Below are 18015 nucleotides of genomic sequence, written 5' to 3'. Positions count from 1 at the left end.
AAGGCATGCTTGCTGAAGTTGCGATGGCCGGCCATTTCTGCGGCGACAGCTGCGCTCAGATTTGCGGCCCAGCGATTGGCCAGGTCGACGCTCTGGCAAATCTCGCCAAATACTTCGCCGATGGTTTCCAGATATGGGATCTGATCTTCAACGTAGGCCCTATCCAGGCGCTCCAGCCAACTCTGGCGGACTTGATCATCGGCGGGCGCCCTTGCAATGATTGCGGCCAGCTCTTCAACTGCGTGGTTGACTTCGCCGCCAATCGCGCCGGATGAACTATCGACATTGGCGATGGCTGGCGAAACCTTTTCGAGAAAGAGCACGGCGCCCTCCGCTGCTGCCACCGGCTCGGACTTTGCGGCCGCTTTGATTTCTTTCACAGCTTCTTTGATGCGCTGAATGGGCAGGTCGCTTCTCCAGCCAAAGGCGCCTTTTCGAAACCGCGCTGCAAATTGCCAGCCTTCATTGCTCATCTTTCTTTTCCCTTGGACGCCGGACCAATGCCGACCGTGGCTTTGAGCGTCGCCCTGCAGCCGCCATCTTTCTCTTGCTCGACGATGGAAGTGTGACCCACGGCCAACTGTAAACCTGGAATGGCCGGCTCAGTTCACTGAAACTGAATTTTTCCGCCGCGTCCGGGATATGCCGAAAGGCAAGGCCTATTCGTACCTTTCTATTTGGCTGGCCTTTCCAGGCGGCGCTCCGGCCGCTGACCGAAGAGGCAGTATTTACTGGATGATTTTAAGGATAAAGATATCGCTGTCTCTCTGTACAATCGTGCGCTTGTTGGCCGGAGGCACACGAGAGACTCACGGGCCTTTCAGCCTCCGTGGATGCGGGCGCAGGAACCAAGAACTGCCGCTTGATACAAGTCTATTCAGCTTTCATGAATCAACTGACCTCCGCAGATAAGGCCAGGATACTTTCGCTGCTCAGTTCCTGCAGCGCCGCCGTACGTGAAAAGGGCCTGCGCTACCAGCGGGAGGGGCGCGTACAGGAGCTGCGCCTGCGAAACGAGATATTGACTGCAAGAGTACAGGGAGAATGGCCCTACGCAGTCCGCTTCAATCTGGACCAAATGCGCGCAGAGTGCGACTGTCCGGCCAGCTCGCTCTGCAAACATCTGGCCGCAGCCGCCTTCCAAGCACTGAAATTGTCCGTCGAAATGGAATCGCCCGCGCGGAGCAAGCCGCCCTCGCGCGCCCAGGCCTCGCCCGGCAAGATTGCGGCGCAGATCCAGCCTGACTGGCGCAGCTTTTATCTTCGCATTTTGAAGCCGCGCGGAGCGGCGCCGCTGCTCACCGAATACGATCCAGAGTATCATCTGCTGTTAGAGCGGTCCCAGTTCCTGGCCAGCGTGGCCCCGCATCTTTTCGACGGCGAGCTCAGCGCCGACCAATTCATGGACGCCTATTTGCAGACCGTGCAAAAGGAAAGGCCGGCGCTGTTCTTGCCTGATGGCGCCCGCGCACAATTTCGCGGCGCGCTTCCCGTGTCGATGAGGTTGGTGCGGAGCGAAGATAGCCGGCGTCTGGCGATCCACGCGTTTGTCTCAAATTCAGAGCTTGGGAAAGGGAGGCTGAAGGCGACAGGCCAGTTTTACTGCCCGAACCAGGACGCCTCGCAGGCGGCCGATTACAGCCCGATCTTGCAACTGGGCGGAAAGTTGCAAGACTTGTACTATCTGCAAATACCAAAGTTGCAGCAGGAAATGTATTTTACCAGAGGACTTTCTCTCTTTGAGATCTATGCCAACCAGGATTTACTTCGCGCAGCAGGAATCCAGGGAGTCGACGAGCTGCCGCCAGTTTACGGCGTCGGACCGGAGCAGGCCGTCGAATTACTGCCAGCGCCTGACGAGGGTTTGCAGGTGGTCGTGCGCCGCGTTTTCGTATACGCAAAGTCGAAGCGGCATCTGGCTCTTGCCCTCGGCGAAGAGCAGGAGTTGCAGAAGGAATCCAGAAAAAGAAAGCCTACTGGGTCGCAATTTGTCATCGTTCCGGCGACGCCGCTGCGACGCGGCGAGGATCGCTTCTGGTTGGGCGAAGATGCCGCTGTTCGCCGCTCGCCCAGAAAGGAGGCGCAGTTTTTCCGGAGAAACTTCCCGCTCCGACTTCCCCAGCGTAATCCGCAAGCCGTCTACGGCGCCCGCAAAGTTGCTGCACTTTTCCGGCAAATCCTGCCTGCCTTGCGCGAAGCAAATATTCCAGTGCTCATTCACCCCGATCTGATGTTGCTGGCTGCAAGTCCGCCGCGCGCATTTCTTGTAGTGAACGAAGGATCGGGCGAAAACTGGTTCGAGGGACAGGTCGAAATTCCTGGTGTGGACGCTCTGCAGCGCAAGCAGCTCTTCCAGGCGTGGCGCGCCGGTCAGAGTTTCTGGCGGACAGCGGATGGTCGCTGGCTTCGTCTGGAAGACATTGGCCTCGAAAAACTGAGTCGAACGCTGTCTGGGCTGGGTCTGAATCTTCGCGTCGATGGCGGCGTATCCAACATCAATGCCGGAAATCTGCGCGCACTGGAGCTGGAAGCAAGTCTGCGCGCCAGGGGCAAGGCCGCCTCTCTGTTGAAACGCTGGAATGGGGCGCCAGACGAAGATCTCGCCATCGAAAAACAGCCGGAATTTTTGGGGACGTTGCGTTCCTATCAGCTGGATGGAGCGAAGTTCCTGTTCCGACTCTTTTCCCGCGGGATGGGCGGCATTCTGGCCGACGACATGGGTCTCGGCAAAACAATTCAGGCGTTGTATTTTCTATCGGCGCTTGCGGCGCGTGGAAGCAAAGGGCCCGTCCTGATCGTTGCCCCGGTGGCGGCTCTTGGCGTCTGGAGCAGCGAGGCGCAGCGCTTCTGTCCGCATTTGCCGTTGTCTGTCTGGCATGGCAGCGAGCGCAAGAATCAAAGGCTTGCCAGCAAAGGCGTCATTGTTACTTCCTTCGGCGTTTTGCTACGTGATATTGAAGATTTTAAAACGTTTAAGTTTCAAGCGATCGTGATTGACGAAGCTCAGAATCTGAAGAACCAGAGTTCACAGGCTTCGCGGGCCGTGCGCTCGCTGAAGGCCGAGAGCATCTTCTGTCTGACCGGCACGCCGCTGGAGAACCATCTGGGCGAATTGTGGTCGCTTTCCGATCTGTGCTTCCCCGGCATTCTGGGCGCCCGGCGCTCCTTTCTGGCCCGGATGAAAGGGGAACAGGGCGTCGGACTCGATCAAGAGGAGCTTGGCTGGCTGCACCAGCGCCTGAATGCTTTCATGCTACGGCGCTCCAAGGATCAGGTTCTGCGCGATCTTCCGCCTAAGACGGAAAGCATTCTGGTTCTGCCGATGCACGATCGTCAGGCTTCCATCTATGAAGAGTATCGCCGCGCAGCACAGGAAGAGCTGGCCTCCGCCGGGCAGGACTATCTCATGCGACTCTTGCCGCATCTGATGCGCTTGCGACGCATCGCCTGTCACCCCGATCTTCACGATGCGGCGCGCTGTACGCTGGAACAATCGGGAAAAGTGGCACATCTACTGGAAATTGCCGAGGAGCTTGCCGAAACAACTTCGGGCGTTCTGATTTTCAGTCAATTCACGGACATGCTGGATGTAGTCCAGCGAGCGCTGGCCGGCCTCGGTCACAGCGTTTTCCGTATCGACGGCAATACTGCGGCAAAGTCGCGCGCCAAACAGGTTGCCGCATTTCAGGGAGGCGAAAGAAAATTCTTTTTGATCAGTCTGCGCGCCGGCGGCGTCGCCCTGACTTTGAACCGCGCCGACACTGTGATTCATCTGGACCCCTGGTGGAATCCGGCGGCGGAAAATCAGGCCTCCGATCGCGCCCATCGCATTGGCCAGACGCGTCCGGTGATGATCTACAAAATGGTCTCCAGGGGCTCGGTGGAGGAGCGCGTAATTGCATTGCAGGGAAAAAAGCGGGCGCTGTTCGAAGCAACGCTTTCAGGGGTGCAGTCCACAGATTCTGGCATCTCACGTGAGGAGCTGGCGGCGCTGCTGAAGTAGACCAGGCAGTATGGCCAATAAGAGACGGGAAGGCCCTGCAACGGATCTGAATGATTTCCTGAAATTTGGCCTGAACGTTTTCTACTGGTTGGAGTATATTTTTTGCGCCTGCAGCGGCGACGATTCCAGATGCCAGGTCCGCGCTGCCCCACGGCTGACTGGCAGCCTTCGCGCCCGCTGGTAGAGGCGCCTACTTTTCCCGTGGGCCGCGCATCAAATACCCGCCCAGTCCCAGCAGCCACAGCGGCAGCAGAAGGTTGCTGACATTGCTCAGCGGCTCCAGTTGCGGCAGTACAATGCGCAGCGCGCTGACCAGTCCCACAACGGCCGTCAGCATTCCAAAAGCGGACAGCCAGCGCGGAAAGGAGGCGCTGCCGCGCATTCCCAGGGCAGTAAACAAAAACCAACTATTCAGGCAGAGCTCGCCGGCAAGTTCGCCCAGATAATTTCCCAGATAGCGATTGCCGGCGTCGAAGAGCAGCGCCGCTTGCATCTGCGCGGCGTCGCCCGGGCTGGCGCTTGCGAAGTGCTCGGCCAGCAGATAATTGAGGCTGGGCCAGCGCGCCAGCCCCAGAACCAGAAAGAGAACGGCGGGGACGGCAAAGCGAGCGCCAATGGCAGCGCTGGCGCTCTGGCTGAGGATTCGTTCCAGGCCAGCAGCTACCGGCAGAATCAAGAACGGAATCAAGGCGTAGACAATCCACACCGCATGAAGGCCGGCGCCGCCCTTCTGCAAGAGCGGCAACGCCTCGCCGGCGCCGCGCTCCAGAATCTGCGGATAGTCAAACCACGCCGCAAGAAGCGAAAAAACGACAATGAAACCAAGCGCCGCCAGGATTAGCAGGCCGCCCGTGATTCTCCAGAGCTGTGCGACGCTATTTTTTGCGTTGTCCGATTTCATAAGTAGTACCTGCGTCCTGCGCCAGACTGCGCCTAAACTTCTACCAGTTCCCCGTCAGCGGGAATGTAGACATTGTTCAGCAGGCCGTCGTCTTGCAGTCGCTGCTTGAGCGCCGGGCGAGATAGCAGGCAATGATTCATAGCTTCCATATGTACTACAATCTTTTTCGAGTCTGGCGTAGCCCGGCAGAGCTGAGAAATGTCCTCGGCGTCCATGGTGATGGTTCGACCAAGCGGCAGCTGTGCGCCGCCGCCATTCAGCAGCAGTCGTTTTGGCTGAAAGCGTTGAATTGCTTGCTGCACCGGCGGCGCCCAGACGCTGTCGCCCACAATGTAGAGCGAATCGTTGCCGTTTTGGAGGACATAGCCGGAGGCGGGGCCAAGCAATCGGCGGAATACGGCGCCGCCATGGTAGCAGGCGGTGCGCGTTATCCTGATGCCTTCCCAGTCCAGCTGCATTTGAATTGGCAGGATTTTGACAAAGCCGGCCTTCTTCATCAGCGCGACGTCTTCCGGCTGGCAGAGCACAGGCAGCTGAAGCGGCAGGCGCTGGCCCTTCAAGTCGTCAAAGTGATCGATGTGCGTATGTGTCACCAGGATAGCATCGATGCTGGAAAGTAGCCCTTTCAGTTCGACCTCGTCAAAGGGCAACTCCACGATCGGATTGCGTCGTCCCCGGCCTTCCCTTTTGGTCGGGAAGCCGGGACGCTCGCCGGCCGGCCCCAGTACCGGATCGAGCAGCAGTCGTTTTCCGGAAAATTCGATGATCGCCGTAGCATGTCTGAACAGTTGTATTTTCACAGGCAATGTCCTCTGGGAGCGCTGAGCCAGGGGTCAATCCTGCCCAGTACTATTTGGCTGAGAGCGCGCCTCTGGCCGGGAAGCGGTCGATGGACGTCCTTTGCCGTCCGCAGCAGGGTCATCAGCGGCAGATCGTCTGATAAGTCCAAATTGCTGATTTTTTCCTTGCAATTATGGAGCATCGATCCAATATTTCAAAGATGATTTCTCGCCGGTTGGAGGGGGAGCTTGAGGCCTCGCTGAGCGAAGTCCCGGTCGTCGCATTGCTTGGTCCGCGGCAGGTCGGCAAGACAACGCTGGCGCTTCAGATAGCCGCCAGGCGACGGTCCGTTTATTTGGACCTCGAGTCTCCCGCTGACCGGGCAAAACTTTCAGATCCAGAACTCTACCTGTCGCAGCATGAAGAGAGTTTGGTCATCCTCGATGAGATCCAGCGTCTGCCCGGTCTGTTTGCAATTCTGCGCGGACTGGCGGACGCGGGCCGAAGGCGCGGACGTCGATCAGGTCGATTCTTAATTCTTGGTTCTGCGTCGATCGAACTGCTGAAACAATCAAGCGAGTCTCTGGCGGGCCGCATACGCTATGTAGAACTTTCAACTATCGATGCGGGCGAAATAGCTCAGGACTCTCTGGATGCGCTCTGGCTTCGCGGCGGATTTCCGGACAGTCTGCTGGCGCTCGATGATGCAGCCAGTTTGCGCTGGCGAAACGACTTCATTCGAACCTACCTTGAGCGCGATATCCCCCAGCTTGGTCCGCGCATCGCTGCAGAAACGCTGCGCAGGTTCTGGACGATGCTTGCACACCAACAGGGCGGTTTGCTGAATGCTGCGTCCCTCGCCCGGTCGCTTTCGGTCGATGGCAAGACGATTGCTTCCTATATTGATCTGTTAGTTGATCTCTTGCTTGTGCGCCGCCTGAGTCCCTGGCACGGAAATGTTCGCAAGCGACTGGTGAAAGCGCCAAAGGTCTACGTACGCGACTGCGGTTTGCTGCATGCGCTGCTTGGCATTGCCGACTTTGAGTCGCTGCAGGGTCATCCAGTAGTTGGCGTCAGCTGGGAAACTTTTGTGCTCGAATCCTTGCTGGCTGCAGCGCCAGTATCCAGCAAGGCGCATTTTTTCCGCAGTGCGGGAGGAGCTGAACTGGACCTGCTGTTGCAGCCTCCCGGAAGCAAGAAGCCCTGGGCCGTTGAAATCAAGCGCAGCCTCAGTCCGACGCTGGCCAGAGGCTTCTACGCGGCCTGTGAAACAGTGCGCCCGCAGCGAAAAATCGTCGTCTATGCGGGCGAGGAACGCTTTGCACTGCAGCGCGGAATTGAGGCGGTCCCGCTGCAGCAGCTCTGCGCTGAACTCAGCGCCATCGGCGGCTGACATTCAACGTCGAGTTTGCTTTGCGGCAAAATCATTCAGGGCGCCCAGGATCTGCAGCAACTCCAGACCAGTTGGCGTCAGTGCATAGCCATCGGCCTGCACTGCCAGGTAGCCGGCGGCGCGCAGCTCCTTGAGGCGAACATTGAGAACGCTGGGCGAGAGGTCGTCGCAGCGCTGCTGCAGGTCGCGAAAGCTGCAGGCCTGTCCATCGCGCAGCTCCCAGAAGATCCGCAGCATCCAGCGCTTGCCCAAGAGATCCAGCAGCTCCATGATGGGCCGTCGCAGGTTCTGTCTTTTCTTGCTTGCCATAGTCCTGCGCTACTGTTTTAGTAGCAAAGAAAGTTCCGCCGGGGGTGCAGGCAGTGATTCAAGAAAACAAGCAACTTGTAAAGGATTTGTTCGAGGATCTGAACCAGGGCGACGTAGCGCGCGCCTTGGCGCGCGTGGCTGAGGACATCGACTGGTGGGTGATTGGCCGCGCTAAGGTCTCCGGTCATAAGGACAAGCGCCTGGTCGGCGTTACGCTGAAGAGCATCTTTCGCTCCTTTCGCAGTTTTCGATTTGTTCTCCACGACATTACCGCCGAGGACAATCGCGTTGCGGTAACCGCCGAATCCATCGGGCGGCACAAAAGCCAGCGCGACTACAACAACCACTACCACTTTCTCTTTTTCCTGCGCAACGGTCAAATCGAGCGCGTGAAGGAGTACTTTGATACGGACCACGCCATCTGGATCGAAACGCCGCCAGCGGCGGAGGCCCTTAGCGCCGATCCAGGTGCTTGAGAAACCAGTCGGCAGCCAGTCTGGCTACGTTGTCGAGCGCGCCGTTCTCGCTGAACAGGTGCGACGCGCCTTCGACGATCTCCAGCGACTTCTCACAGCGCAAGGCTTCCAGGGCCTTGCGGTTGACCGGCAGTGCAGGAATGTCCAGGGCGCCGACCAGCAGCAGCGTTGGCGCAGTAACGCGCGTCAGGCGCGGTCCGGCCAGGTCGGGCCGTCCGCCCCGTGAAACGATGGCGCCCAGCCTTCCATCGCCATCTGCGGCGGCAAACATGGCGGCTGCAGCGCCCGTTCCGGCGGCAAAGTAGCCAATGCGCAAGCTTTCCAGTTCTGCCTGCTTGCGCGCCCAATCATGGGCGCAATTCAGGCGCTCCGAAAGCATCAGAATATCAAAACGAAAGCGCGCCGTTGCCTGATCTTCCTGCTCCTCTTCTGCACTGAGCATATCAAACTGGAAGGTGGCCAGACCGCGTTGCTGCAAGAGTTGAGCAAGCAGCATGTTGCGCCGACGCTGTTGCGAGGGGCCGCTGCCGGCGGCGAAGATTACCAGTGCCCGCGGATTTTCCGGCGCGCGCAGCTGCGCCTGGAGGCTAACGTCGTGGCATCGCAATTCCAGATCGACACTGTGTGTGAGATTCATGTCGTCTTGCGCTTCGCTGGCGGCCCTGTGCGGCCAGCAAATGATTCTGTCGGATAGTTGAATATTGATTCGCGCCGTCAACAGTTTGCGCAAATTTGCACTAAGTAATATTCGTATAATATTAAAATGACCTCACTAATTTCTAGCAAATGTTGGTTATTCATGGCGTTCGCCGCTATCGACTTTGCGGCCCTGCGGGACGTCCCCCGGCGGGCCCGCCTGCCGCTGCCCGGCCTGGCCTGTCCGGCAAAAGGGCGGTCCCTGGCCTGCGATCAGGCGATTGTTTCGCCTTGACTGAGAGCGCCGGGCTGCCCCACTTCCGGCAATCATGGACTCACTGGCCTACCTACTTACCGACTACCTGCCGCGCATATTGCCGGGGCTGTTGTTGATTGGCCTGACACTGTCTCTCGTCCCTCTGCGCTACTGGCGCTTTCATCTGGCGCTGCACATTGTGCTATTTATTCTCATTCGCGATTCTATGACGCCCGCTGGCTTCTGGTCCCTGGGCCGCGAAGGCGGTTTCTGGCTGCGCCTGGATGCCGGTCCGCTGGCGCTGATTGCGCTGGGCCTGGGCGCGGTAGGCCTGACGCTGGCCAGCAATCGGCTGGAAGCGCCGATGCGCGAACGCCTCGTATATTTGCGCGGCAATCGCGTCCTGGCCCTGGCGATTGGTCTGGGCGGCGCTGCGCTCATAGTTTCACCCTTTCTGTTCTTGTATTCCGGAGTCGCCCCGGAGGCGCGCGGCGGCGCTGTTTCGCTGGAGCGACTGCCCTATTTGTTTTTCTTTGCATTGTGCGGCGCTTTTTATGAAGAGACCCTCTTTCGCGGTTACCTGCAGGGCTGGATCGAGGTCGACTTGAGTCCGCTGCGTGGCGTCGCTGTGTCCACCGTCACCTTTGCAATCGCCCACCTCTTCCTCGCTTACACCGTGACCGACGTGGGCTGGCCGGTCGTCCTCTTTGGGCTTTTTGAAGGCGCGGTTTGCGCCGTGGTTCGCTGGCGCTCTGGCCTGTTGGCTTCGACGCTCAGCCATGGCCTTGCGACCTTTCTTCTGTCTTTCGGCTTGTTCTCGCTCAGCTAAGAGGGCTCACAGAAAGCGTTCGAATTCGCTCTGCAATGCGGCGCGTGGCAGCGCGCCCATCACACGGTGCACCTCGCGACCGCCCTTGAAGTGGACGTCGCATCGCAAAGGCGGTAGCTAAAATCTGGCAGTCGCAATCTAAACGGCCTGGGCAGCGGACTGAAGATTGGGCTCTTGTGGCAGCCAGAGCGCTACGCGCAAACGTCCCTGGGCCCATTGCAGACGCAACCAGCCATGGTGGACGCGCGCCACATTGTCGACGATGGCCAGACCCAGACCGGCGCCCTCGGTGCGTCGCGCCGCCGATTCTCCGCGCCGAAAGGGTCGCGCCAGTTCGGAAAGTTCGGATTCCGCAAGGATTGCAGCGTTCTCCGTTTCCAGCAGCCAACCATCCTCCACAGCGCGCAGTGAAAAGTTCAGTCGATCGCCGTCCGGCGCATAGCGCAGCGCATTCTGACAGAGATTCTGAATTGCAGCCTCAATCCAGCGACGATCGCCGCGCACCACCGCCGAATGTGGCGCCTGGATTTCCAGCTGCAATCTTTCGGCTGATTCGAACTCGCTGCTGCGCGACAGGGCGTCGCGCAGCGCTGCCGCCAGATTGATCGACTCCACCGCCGGCGCTGTTCCGCCGCTTTGTGAGAGAATCAAAATGCGACCGACCAGATCGTCCAGTCGTTCGATTTCAGAGAGTACCGGCGCCACGCGCGCTTCGATCGTTTCATGGGCCAGAGCGGTCGGATTGCGCTCGGCGTCGTCGCGCAAGAGTTCGATGGCCACGCGCATCCGCGCCAGAGGCGAGCGCAACTCATGGGACACGTGGGCATTCAATTCTCGCGCCGAGGATAGCAGTCGCTCGATACGGTCTGCCATGTCATTGAAGGAACGGGCCAGATCGCCCAGGCCGTCGCGCCGCTGAATTTGTACGCGATGCTGCAGGTCGCCGGCCGCAAGGCGCGTGGCCGCTTCGCGCAAACGCGCCAGCGGACGACCAAGCAAACAGGAAAGCGGAAAAAGCAGGATCAGAAAGACCAGCAGCATCGCTGCCACAAACAGCAGACCGCCGCCTTCCGTGTAGGGATGCGCCAGCGGCGCGCGCACCAGCGCTCGGCGACCATCGTGCAGGGTCGTTTCGACCATCCACGTTTCTTGATCGTGGCCAAAGCGCGAAGGGCCGGCGACGCGATTTTCTTCGGCAAAAGGCGGCGGCGGCGCGTCGCTGGATGCTCCCAGCAAACGACCCTGGCCGTCAAAAATCCAGGCCTGACCGCCGGTCCAGCCAGCCAGTCGCAGTGCGGCAGTACGCTCGTCGCCGCCGCTGCGCATTTCATTTTGCAGAACGTATTCTACCAGCGCCGCCACCGAGCGCGAGCGATCCTCCAGAAATCCGCGAAAGCGACGCTCCAGGCGGTACTCGCTGAACAGAAAAGCAATGCCGCCAATCACCAGCGCCGCCAGGGCTACGCTGGCGGCAAAGGCCAGGTACAGTTTGAGGTAGAGACGCACTACGGACCTTCCGACTGAAACAGGTAGCCCTGTCCCCAGACGGTACGGATGCGATCGCGTCCGGCGCCAATCGATTCCAGGCGCTGGCGCAATTTGGAAATCTGGACATCAATGCTGCGCTCGAAACCCATGAAATCGCGGCCGCGCGTGGCGTTCATGATTTCATCGCGGCTCAATGCCTTGTCGGGCCGTTCCATCAGCGTTTCCAGCAGACGCGCTTCCGCTGTAGAAAGCTCAATCTGACTTTCGCCGCAACTCAGCACTCGCTTGATGCGATGCAGGCGCAGACCGCCGACCTCGATGCCCACGCCTGTTGCGCGATTTTCCGTTTGCTGCTGGCTTTTCTGCCATTCCTCGCGACGCAGGATGGCGCGCAGCCGGGCATCCAGTTCGCGCGGGTTGAAGGGCTTGGGCAGATAGTCGTCCGCGCCCAGTTCCAGTCCGACGATACGATCCGCTTCGTCGCCGCGCGCCGTCAACATCACCACCGGCGTGCGCGAGCGCGCGCGAATATCGCGCAACGCCTCCAATCCATCGCGCCCCGGCATCATGATGTCCAGCACCACCAGATCCGGTTCGAGGGCCAGCACGCGCTCGGCTGCGCCATCGCCGCTCAGGTGGCTTTCTACTTCATATCCGCGTCCGCCAAGATACTCGCGCAGCAATGACTGCAGGCGTTGGTCATCATCAATGATCAGTACGCGATGCGAGCTCTGTTTCCCTGTTGCAACTTGCGTCATCCTGTTTCAGACAGCGGTCCGCGCCTTCGCCGGGCAAGCGCGGAATTGTGCTGACTGCCGCCGTCGACATCCAGTTTACAATTTTTTACCGGCAGCGCCCGCTTCGTAAGGTCGCGCACACATTCTTTTTCCAGCCAGGCGAGAATCGGTCGGTCGATGCCCTTAGCTTGCTGCTATCACCCTGGAGGGTAGTATGTTGAAACAACGTATCTGGAAATTCTCAAGGCTGGCCGCTGCGGCCTTTGCCGCCATCGGTTTGATGGCGCTGGGCGCCTGCCGTCCCAATCTGGGCCGCGACCACAGCGACCGCATTCTGCACCATCTCGATCACAGGGTTCATTCCCTGGACCTGAGCCCCGAGCAGGAGCAGAAATATCAGACCTTGCGCGCCAAAATTGGCGACGAGTTGCACAAGAACTACCAGGCGCGGGTAGCGGCGCTCATGCAGGCAAAGACTGAGTTCAACAAAGAAGAGCCGGACGTCCGCGCCCTCGCTCAGTTCGTACGCCAGCAGCTGCAAAGCCGGCAAAATTTTATTCTGCAGACGCCGGATTACTTTGTGGAGTTCTACAGTATTCTGAATGCCGAGCAGCGCCGCACGGTCCGCGATTGGGTTCGCGATCACCTGGAAGATTTCGAACCGGAGCAGTAACAGGCGCCTCTACAATCCGCGCGGCGCGTCCAGCAGGGCCGCCGCGCCGGGTTCTGCGGCGCGCGCCGCTATGCGGTGCAAACGGGCCCCGGCGCGTTTCAGCGCCGCCGGCAATTTCTCTGGCAACAGTCCCTGCATTGCCGGCTTACTCAAGAGCGCTTCGCGACAGGCGCGATTGATCAGATAACTGCCCGGCGGACGATAGCCAAGAAAGCGAGCGCTGGAGGGATCGTGCAGCGCCGCCATTGCCAGCGCCGCCTGCGGCCGTTCGCTGCGCAGCTCCGCCAGCATGCTCGCATACAGCGGAAAGACTTCGTCGACGCATAGCCAGGCGTCGCCATCGAGCATCAAGGCATCCGCATCAGAAAAAGCCGCCGCGCTGTGCAGCGCCGCGGCCGGCGAGACGCTGCGCCAGTGACGCACCACGATCAAGAGATTGGCTTCGTCCAGCTGCGCTGCTTCGTGCGCCGGCGCGGCATCATCGACGCCATTTTCCACCAGTATCAGCTGCACGCTTTCTTGTAATGCGTAGGAATAAATTAAACTGCGCCAGTGTTGCATGCGCAGCGCTCGCTCCGCAGCCGGTAGAAGCAGGGCAATCTGAATCTTGCGACCGGAGAGCGCCCGCCCGCCGCTGCGCATGGCCTTGCGTAAGATGGCCAGGCGGCGTTTGCGCACGCTGGCATCGGCCACGCCCAGTCGACCTGGCGTTGTCCAGCTCTCCAGTCGCATGCCCATCGATCCGGCGGCGCGATCCAGCTCATCGGAGGGCGCCGCACGATCGGCCCAATCCATCACTGCAACGCCGCCGCTGGCAATGGGCTCGAGAAGTTCGATCAGTTCGCGCGCCGACTGTGGCGCGTCTTCGGCGGCAACAAAGGCGGCGTCGATGCTGCCAGTAGCCGCGCCGCTCAGCAGCGTCGCTTCCTGATAGCGCGACCAGGGTTCAAAGTCGCGAAAGGGCGCGCTGAGCGATAAGCCAATGCGCACGGTCCAGGCGGGCATTACAGCTTCCAGAATCTGGCGGATGACCGGCGAATCCATGTTCACGTTTTTCAGCGTCGACGCGGACGCTGCAGGGTCATTGGGGGGAGAAAGGGCCCTCCTGGGGCACTCTTTTTTGCTGGCGGAATCGGCCGGCGCCAGCGATAGCAATAGAGGATGACCTTTAAGCGCCTGAGAGTTGCCGGCCTTTGCGCCCTGCTGCTGATCTTTCCAGCCTTGCTGGCGGCAGAGACCATTATCCTGCGCAACGGACAAAACCTGGAGGGTCGCATCCTATCCCAGGACCGTCAGCAGGTCGTGATTCAAACGGCGCAGGGTCCGCGCGTAATCCGCAAGACTGAAATTGCACGCATCGTTTATGGCCGATCTAACGCCGAGGAAGAGGCGGAGCGCAAGAAGGAAGAAGAGCTGAAGCGCGCCGAACTGGCCCGCCAGGCCGAAGAAGAACGTCGTCGTGCCGACGAGGCGCGACGTCTGGCCGAGGAGCAAGCAGCGCGCGCCCGCGCTGAAGAGGTGGCGCGCGCCCAGGCGGAGCGCGCCGCATTTGAGGCGCAGCAAGCGGAGTACCAGAGTGCGCTGGCGTCCGCGCAGCAGCCGAACTCCGAAACTACGCAACAGACCGAGCAACAAGAGCAGGTCGTCGAACAAGCGGCGCCGGAGGTCAGCGAACCGCAGGGATCCTGGGGCGCCTTCTGGCGCGCCGCCGTCCTGCCCGGCTGGGGACACTTCTACGCAAATGATTCTGTCAGCGGCAGCGTCTATGCTGCAGCCTTTGCGGCGGCGGCCTACAATGCCTACGCCTACACCAATCTGGCCAATGATGCCCGCCAGCGTTACCAGACCTTCTCCGACCAGGCCTTCGTGCTGGCCTTTGCCCCCGGCAACGGTCCGGCTTCCGTTCCCTATTTTTCCTTTGAAACTACGCGCTATCGCGAGAACTATTCGCGCAATGCCAATCGCCAGCAGACGGCAATCGGATTGCTTGGCGGCATCTATTTGATCCAGCTGGGTCACGCCTTCTTTCTCAATGGCGGACCGTGGGATCTGCTGATGGCCGCTGACGATTCTGTTCCGCAGGAAAAGGGCTATGCCATTCAGTTGCAAGCGATGCCGGCTGCTGCTGGACCGGCGCAGGCATTCAATCCGCCGCCGCTGCCTTCCTCGGCTGCATTGTCCGCTGCACGCTACGAAGCGGACCTGACCGTTTTTTCGCCCGCGCGCCAGGTCGAGCAGGCGCCGGAAGAACAACTCGGTCTTTCGCTGCAGCTCTACTTTTAGCTGTTCGAGGGGATTCTCTCTGCCAGACTGGTCGTCAATGTTGCGAGGACGATGGTTGCCTTTTCTGTTGCTGCTGCTCAACTTTCCGCAGTTGCTTTGCGCCGAGCCGGCAGCCGCCAGCGAACTCTACGGCCCCACGGCCGCGCGCGAGTATCTGCTGGGCCGCTTTGAACCAGCGCGCCATCCACTGTTTGTTGAACTTGGCGCCTTTGGCCTGCCGACACGCGGTCGCACTATCTATCTGCGTCGCGAGGCGGCCGAGGCCTTGAAGCGCCTCTATACCGACATGCATCGCCAGCTGCCGCGCGCCGAATTCTGGGTGGTCAGCGGCGTGCGCAGCTTTGACAACCAGCGTACAATCTGGGAAAACAAGTGGAGCGGTCGCGTGGGAGGCTACTCGCGCATTGCCGATCCGCAGGCGCGGGCGCGGGGCATTCTGACTTACTCCAGTATGCCGGGCACCTCCCGCCATCACTGGGGATCGGACCTCGATATCAACGTACTGCAGAACGACTACTATCGATCCGGCGCGGGACGCGAACTCTTTGCCTGGCTGGATCAGCATGCTGCGGACTATGGCTTCTGCCAGCCCTATACCGCCGGGCGCAACGCCGGCTATAACGAGGAGCGCTGGCACTGGTCCTTTTTGCCGCTGTCGCGGCGCTTCCTGGCAGAATGGAATCGACTGATCAAAGCGGAGTTCCCCGCCGGCGGCCGCTTTTCCGGCGCCGATCGGGCGGCCGGACTGGCCGATACTTATGTAAACACTATCAATCCAGACTGTCGCTAGGGCTGCGGCTGCAGCCGCCCGGCGCCCCAGTTTGTGATCATGCGATTTTCGCCGCGCGAATTGCGCGAAAGCTGGAAGAAATAGCGATTGCTATTGTAACGAAAGGCGAGGTGTCCGTTCTCGGCCAGATAACGATCGGCGCGCACGGTTTCGGCAATGCGTTCGGAATGACCGCCAACGCTTCCTTGAAAATGCAGCGCCAGGTAGAGACTGTATTGGTCCTGGCGCAACAGTCGCAGGCTCAGTCGACCTTCCACTGCGGCCGGTACGATGGCAAAGGAGAGCGCCAGACGTTGCGCACTGATCGATTGCAGCTCGCCAGATCCGATTTGTAGGCCCGTTGCGCCTGAACTGGCGGCCTGAATGGAATGAATGGAAAAGCGTCGGGCGCCGCCCAGAGCAATCAGGCGCTGAAAATTCAGCGAGCTGTCTTGCGCTTCAACGGACGGCAAGGCGAAAAGCAGCGCGAAAAACAGCGCAAGAAGCCAGGAGTAACGACGCATAATCATTCGAAAGACGGATTGAGCTGCGGCCTCAGCAACAGACGCGCTTCGATGCGATCGTTCTGGTAGTTTGAAAACGGATCGCGCCCCGGCATCATCGCCTCGCTTTCTCCAAATCCGCGAAATTCGATCTGCTCGCGCTCGACGCCATGTCTGCGCAAATACTCGAACATCGCCCGCGACCGCGTTTCGCTGAGTCGCAGATTGGACTCCTCGCGGCCGGGCAGGGCGGTATGACTCTCCAGAGAGAGCCGGTAACGCGGGTAGCGATCGATGCGTGCAATCAGTCGATCCAGCGCGCTGCGACCGCGAGCGGTGAGCTCGTTATCCTGATCAAAGAGTCCAAATGCCGGAATTCTCGCGGCAAGTTCCGGCGCACCCTCCTTCAGGGGACGAAAGATTATATCGCTTTCAATTTCCGGTCCGCGCACCGTTGCGGTATTTCCCGCTGAGTCGGAGAGCGTCGCCTCGACAACGAAGCGCTCAAGGCTCTCCGAAGGAATGCCGCTGTCCGACGCGCCATTCCAGACGATTGGCTCCGGCGCGGCCCAGCCCTGGTAGCTGCGAAAGGGTTGCTGCAGCGGGTCTCGCTCCGCTCCCACCGGTTTCAGTCGAATTTGAATCTGCCAGGAATCAAGGGCAATATTGTCCGTTGGCGACATACTCAATTCAACCCAACCGGGCTGATCGGGCCGCTCCGGTCTCAGGACGGAAGGGGAAAGACTGAAGCTGGCGCGCGGCGGACTCAGATCCACGGCCAGCATACGAGCGGGAGTGCTCCACTGTTGACCGGCTACGGGGCCGCGCAGTTGAATCTGATACAGCCCTTCGCTTACAATCTGTCCGCCCTTGTTGCGGCCATCCCAGTGTACGGTTTCCGGCGGCGTTCCAGCGCCTTCTTCGCTGAAGACTACATCGTTTGCAGGAAAGGAACGAACCTCAACGCGCCAGCCGTGCATCTGACGCAGCAGCGTGCGCGCTCGCTCCTGGCCGCGATCATCCACGGGCCACAGATCAGCGCGGAAGGAATCGCGCACGCCATCGCCATTGGGCGAAAACAAATAACGATCGGCGCGCAAATCCAGCGCATAACGTTGATCGCGGTAGCCAAAATTCTGGGTCAGAGCGCGCGCCTGATTGCCGGCACGATCGCGTACAATCAATTCATAGCTGTAGTCGCCGTAACGCTGCGTCTCGGGAATGTTGACTTCATCCCAGTAAACGTAGATGGCGGCGGGCGCCGAACTATCCCAGCGACGCTCCTGCAGTGCGCCGCGCGTCAGGCTGAGCAATCTTCCAAAGGCCAGGCTTTCGCGCGGCGAACGAATTGTCTGTCGTAGTTCGAGGCGTTCAGTGTCGGAGCGGCCGGGCGGCGGAGCGCCAGGCGAATGAACAAACCAGCTGGCGACAGGGCGTACTTCGATGGTCGGACGCGAGCGACTGACCAGCAATTCGGCGGCCGTCGCATTCACATGGATGTCGCCAGGACCAGGCTGCACGCCGGTTTCCACGCGGTAGACGCCATCGGCGACAATGGCGCCCTCTGTATTGCGACCATCCCACAGAATTTGCTCGAAGAGCCGCACCGCTTCGATGGTATCGCGTCCGGGCAGCCAGAGGTTGGTTGGTCCGCGTTCCGGTCTGCGCAAGCGGCGGTCGGCGACAAAGCTACGTACAATACGACCGTTGCTATCAACGATGCGACAGTACCAGTCGGCGGGTTCGCGCAAGTCTTCCGGAACGTTCTCCAGGCGGATCAAGGCGATGTCCTGGATGCCATCAGAGTCAGGCGAAATTGCAGGCGGATCGACTCGCAGGCGAAAGACCCGATTGTCGCTTTGGGCCTGTCCGGCGGCGTGGTGCAGCAGCCCCAGCAGGGCCAGGGCCCACAGAGCAAGCATTCGTCGCAGCCCGGTCCTGCATTCCGGCCACGACCTGTCATTTGGCGCCGGTCCCAG

The 18015-nt window shown here is 60.2% G+C and carries 17 protein-coding genes; 7 read left to right on the top strand and 10 right to left on the bottom strand.

Features of this window, described 5'->3' with window-relative positions; all coding sequences use genetic code 11:
- On the bottom strand, positions 1 to 473 hold a 473-nt coding region (locus K1X75_13715; GenBank protein ID MBX7059119.1), incomplete at its 3' end, for a hypothetical protein.
- A 413-nt stretch (positions 474 to 886) separates the two neighbouring features.
- On the opposite strand from K1X75_13715, the gene K1X75_13710 reads away from it, so the two are divergent.
- Positions 887 to 4003, top strand: a complete 3117-nt coding sequence (locus K1X75_13710) for a DEAD/DEAH box helicase (GenBank protein ID MBX7059118.1) — start codon at positions 887 to 889, stop codon at positions 4001 to 4003.
- Between the two features lie 190 nt (positions 4004 to 4193).
- Here the strand turns inward: K1X75_13710 and K1X75_13705 are convergent, their stop codons facing one another.
- Positions 4194 to 4904, bottom strand: a complete 711-nt coding sequence (locus K1X75_13705; protein ID MBX7059117.1) for a DUF4386 domain-containing protein — start codon at positions 4902 to 4904, stop codon at positions 4194 to 4196.
- Between the two features lie 32 nt (positions 4905 to 4936).
- A complete protein-coding gene (locus tag K1X75_13700; GenBank protein MBX7059116.1) occupies positions 4937 to 5704 on the bottom strand; it encodes an MBL fold metallo-hydrolase in 768 nt (255 codons plus the stop codon).
- Between the two features lie 173 nt (positions 5705 to 5877).
- Between K1X75_13700 and K1X75_13695 the strand changes: the two genes are divergently transcribed.
- Positions 5878 to 7077 (top strand): ATP-binding protein, encoded by a 1200-nt coding sequence (locus K1X75_13695; protein ID MBX7059115.1) that lies wholly within the window; start codon positions 5878 to 5880, stop codon positions 7075 to 7077.
- A 3-nt stretch (positions 7078 to 7080) separates the two neighbouring features.
- Here the strand turns inward: K1X75_13695 and K1X75_13690 are convergent, their stop codons facing one another.
- Positions 7081 to 7386, bottom strand: a complete 306-nt coding sequence (locus tag K1X75_13690) for a helix-turn-helix transcriptional regulator (protein MBX7059114.1) — start codon at positions 7384 to 7386, stop codon at positions 7081 to 7083.
- A 53-nt stretch (positions 7387 to 7439) separates the two neighbouring features.
- Here K1X75_13690 and K1X75_13685 point away from each other — a divergent pair, with 53 nt between their 5' ends.
- Positions 7440 to 7862: a nuclear transport factor 2 family protein gene (locus tag K1X75_13685; GenBank protein ID MBX7059113.1), complete on the top strand. Its 423-nt coding sequence runs from the start codon at positions 7440 to 7442 to the stop codon at positions 7860 to 7862.
- On the opposite strand, the gene K1X75_13680 is transcribed toward K1X75_13685, so the two are convergent.
- Entirely contained in the window at positions 7840 to 8499 is a 660-nt protein-coding gene (locus K1X75_13680; protein ID MBX7059112.1) for a hypothetical protein, read from the bottom strand. The genes K1X75_13685 and K1X75_13680 overlap by 23 nt on opposite strands.
- Positions 8500 to 8827: 328 nt before the next feature.
- Between K1X75_13680 and K1X75_13675 the strand changes: the two genes are divergently transcribed.
- Positions 8828 to 9583, top strand: a complete 756-nt coding sequence (locus K1X75_13675) for a CPBP family intramembrane metalloprotease (GenBank protein ID MBX7059111.1) — start codon at positions 8828 to 8830, stop codon at positions 9581 to 9583.
- A gap of 138 nt (positions 9584 to 9721) precedes the next feature.
- Here the strand turns inward: K1X75_13675 and K1X75_13670 are convergent, their stop codons facing one another.
- Complete coding sequence (locus tag K1X75_13670) at positions 9722 to 11089, bottom strand: HAMP domain-containing protein (protein MBX7059110.1); 1368 nt, start codon at positions 11087 to 11089, stop codon at positions 9722 to 9724.
- Entirely contained in the window at positions 11089 to 11829 is a 741-nt protein-coding gene (locus K1X75_13665) for a response regulator transcription factor (GenBank protein MBX7059109.1), read from the bottom strand. Before K1X75_13665 ends, K1X75_13670 begins: the two co-directional genes overlap by 1 nt.
- 193 nt (positions 11830 to 12022) lie before the next feature.
- Between K1X75_13665 and K1X75_13660 the strand changes: the two genes are divergently transcribed.
- The gene (locus K1X75_13660) at positions 12023 to 12481 is read left to right on the top strand and encodes a Spy/CpxP family protein refolding chaperone (protein ID MBX7059108.1); all 459 of its coding nucleotides are present in this window, start codon (positions 12023 to 12025) and stop codon (positions 12479 to 12481) included.
- Between the two features lie 9 nt (positions 12482 to 12490).
- Here the strand turns inward: K1X75_13660 and K1X75_13655 are convergent, their stop codons facing one another.
- Entirely contained in the window at positions 12491 to 13525 is a 1035-nt protein-coding gene (locus K1X75_13655; GenBank protein ID MBX7059107.1) for a hypothetical protein, read from the bottom strand.
- 117 nt (positions 13526 to 13642) lie between these two features.
- On the opposite strand from K1X75_13655, the gene K1X75_13650 reads away from it, so the two are divergent.
- A complete protein-coding gene (locus K1X75_13650; protein MBX7059106.1) occupies positions 13643 to 14764 on the top strand; it encodes a hypothetical protein in 1122 nt (373 codons plus the stop codon).
- A 37-nt stretch (positions 14765 to 14801) separates the two neighbouring features.
- On the top strand, positions 14802 to 15554 hold the full coding sequence (locus tag K1X75_13645; GenBank protein ID MBX7059105.1) for a M15 family metallopeptidase: 753 nt from the start codon (positions 14802 to 14804) through the stop codon (positions 15552 to 15554).
- On the opposite strand, the gene K1X75_13640 is transcribed toward K1X75_13645, so the two are convergent.
- Both K1X75_13640 and K1X75_13635 read right to left on the bottom strand, forming a co-directional pair.
- Entirely contained in the window at positions 15551 to 16063 is a 513-nt protein-coding gene (locus K1X75_13640) for a hypothetical protein (GenBank protein ID MBX7059104.1), read from the bottom strand. The genes K1X75_13645 and K1X75_13640 overlap by 4 nt on opposite strands.
- Positions 16060 to 17958: an OmpA family protein gene (locus tag K1X75_13635; protein MBX7059103.1), complete on the bottom strand. Its 1899-nt coding sequence runs from the start codon at positions 17956 to 17958 to the stop codon at positions 16060 to 16062. The genes K1X75_13640 and K1X75_13635 overlap by 4 nt, the downstream gene beginning before the upstream one ends.
- Between the last annotated feature and the right edge of the window lie 57 nt (positions 17959 to 18015).

The sequence above is a fragment of the Leptospirales bacterium genome (assembly GCA_019694655.1).
Taxonomy (GTDB): Bacteria; Spirochaetota; Leptospiria; order Leptospirales; family Leptonemataceae; genus SSF53.
The sequence above is the reverse complement of the archived record's forward strand: the minus strand, read 5'-3'. Positions and strand labels throughout refer to the sequence as shown.

Bases quoted from the DNA above. Each gene is read 5' to 3' on its own strand.
- K1X75_13680 (MBX7059112.1), bottom strand. From the start codon at position 8,499: ATGAATCTCACACACAGTGTCGATCTGGAATTGCGATGCCACGACGTT.
- K1X75_13695 (MBX7059115.1), top strand. From the start codon at position 5,878: ATGGAGCATCGATCCAATATTTCAAAGATGATTTCTCGCCGGTTGGAG.
- K1X75_13645 (MBX7059105.1), top strand. From the start codon at position 14,802: ATGTTGCGAGGACGATGGTTGCCTTTTCTGTTGCTGCTGCTCAACTTT.
- K1X75_13665 (MBX7059109.1), bottom strand. From the start codon at position 11,829: ATGACGCAAGTTGCAACAGGGAAACAGAGCTCGCATCGCGTACTGATC.
- K1X75_13710 (MBX7059118.1), top strand. From the start codon at position 887: ATGAATCAACTGACCTCCGCAGATAAGGCCAGGATACTTTCGCTGCTC.
- K1X75_13660 (MBX7059108.1), top strand. From the start codon at position 12,023: ATGTTGAAACAACGTATCTGGAAATTCTCAAGGCTGGCCGCTGCGGCC.
- K1X75_13650 (MBX7059106.1), top strand. From the start codon at position 13,643: ATGACCTTTAAGCGCCTGAGAGTTGCCGGCCTTTGCGCCCTGCTGCTG.
- K1X75_13640 (MBX7059104.1), bottom strand. From the start codon at position 16,063: ATGATTATGCGTCGTTACTCCTGGCTTCTTGCGCTGTTTTTCGCGCTG.
- K1X75_13690 (MBX7059114.1), bottom strand. From the start codon at position 7,386: ATGGCAAGCAAGAAAAGACAGAACCTGCGACGGCCCATCATGGAGCTG.
- K1X75_13635 (MBX7059103.1), bottom strand. From the start codon at position 17,958: ATGCTTGCTCTGTGGGCCCTGGCCCTGCTGGGGCTGCTGCACCACGCC.
- K1X75_13655 (MBX7059107.1), bottom strand. From the start codon at position 13,525: ATGGATTCGCCGGTCATCCGCCAGATTCTGGAAGCTGTAATGCCCGCC.
- K1X75_13705 (MBX7059117.1), bottom strand. From the start codon at position 4,904: ATGAAATCGGACAACGCAAAAAATAGCGTCGCACAGCTCTGGAGAATC.
- K1X75_13675 (MBX7059111.1), top strand. From the start codon at position 8,828: ATGGACTCACTGGCCTACCTACTTACCGACTACCTGCCGCGCATATTG.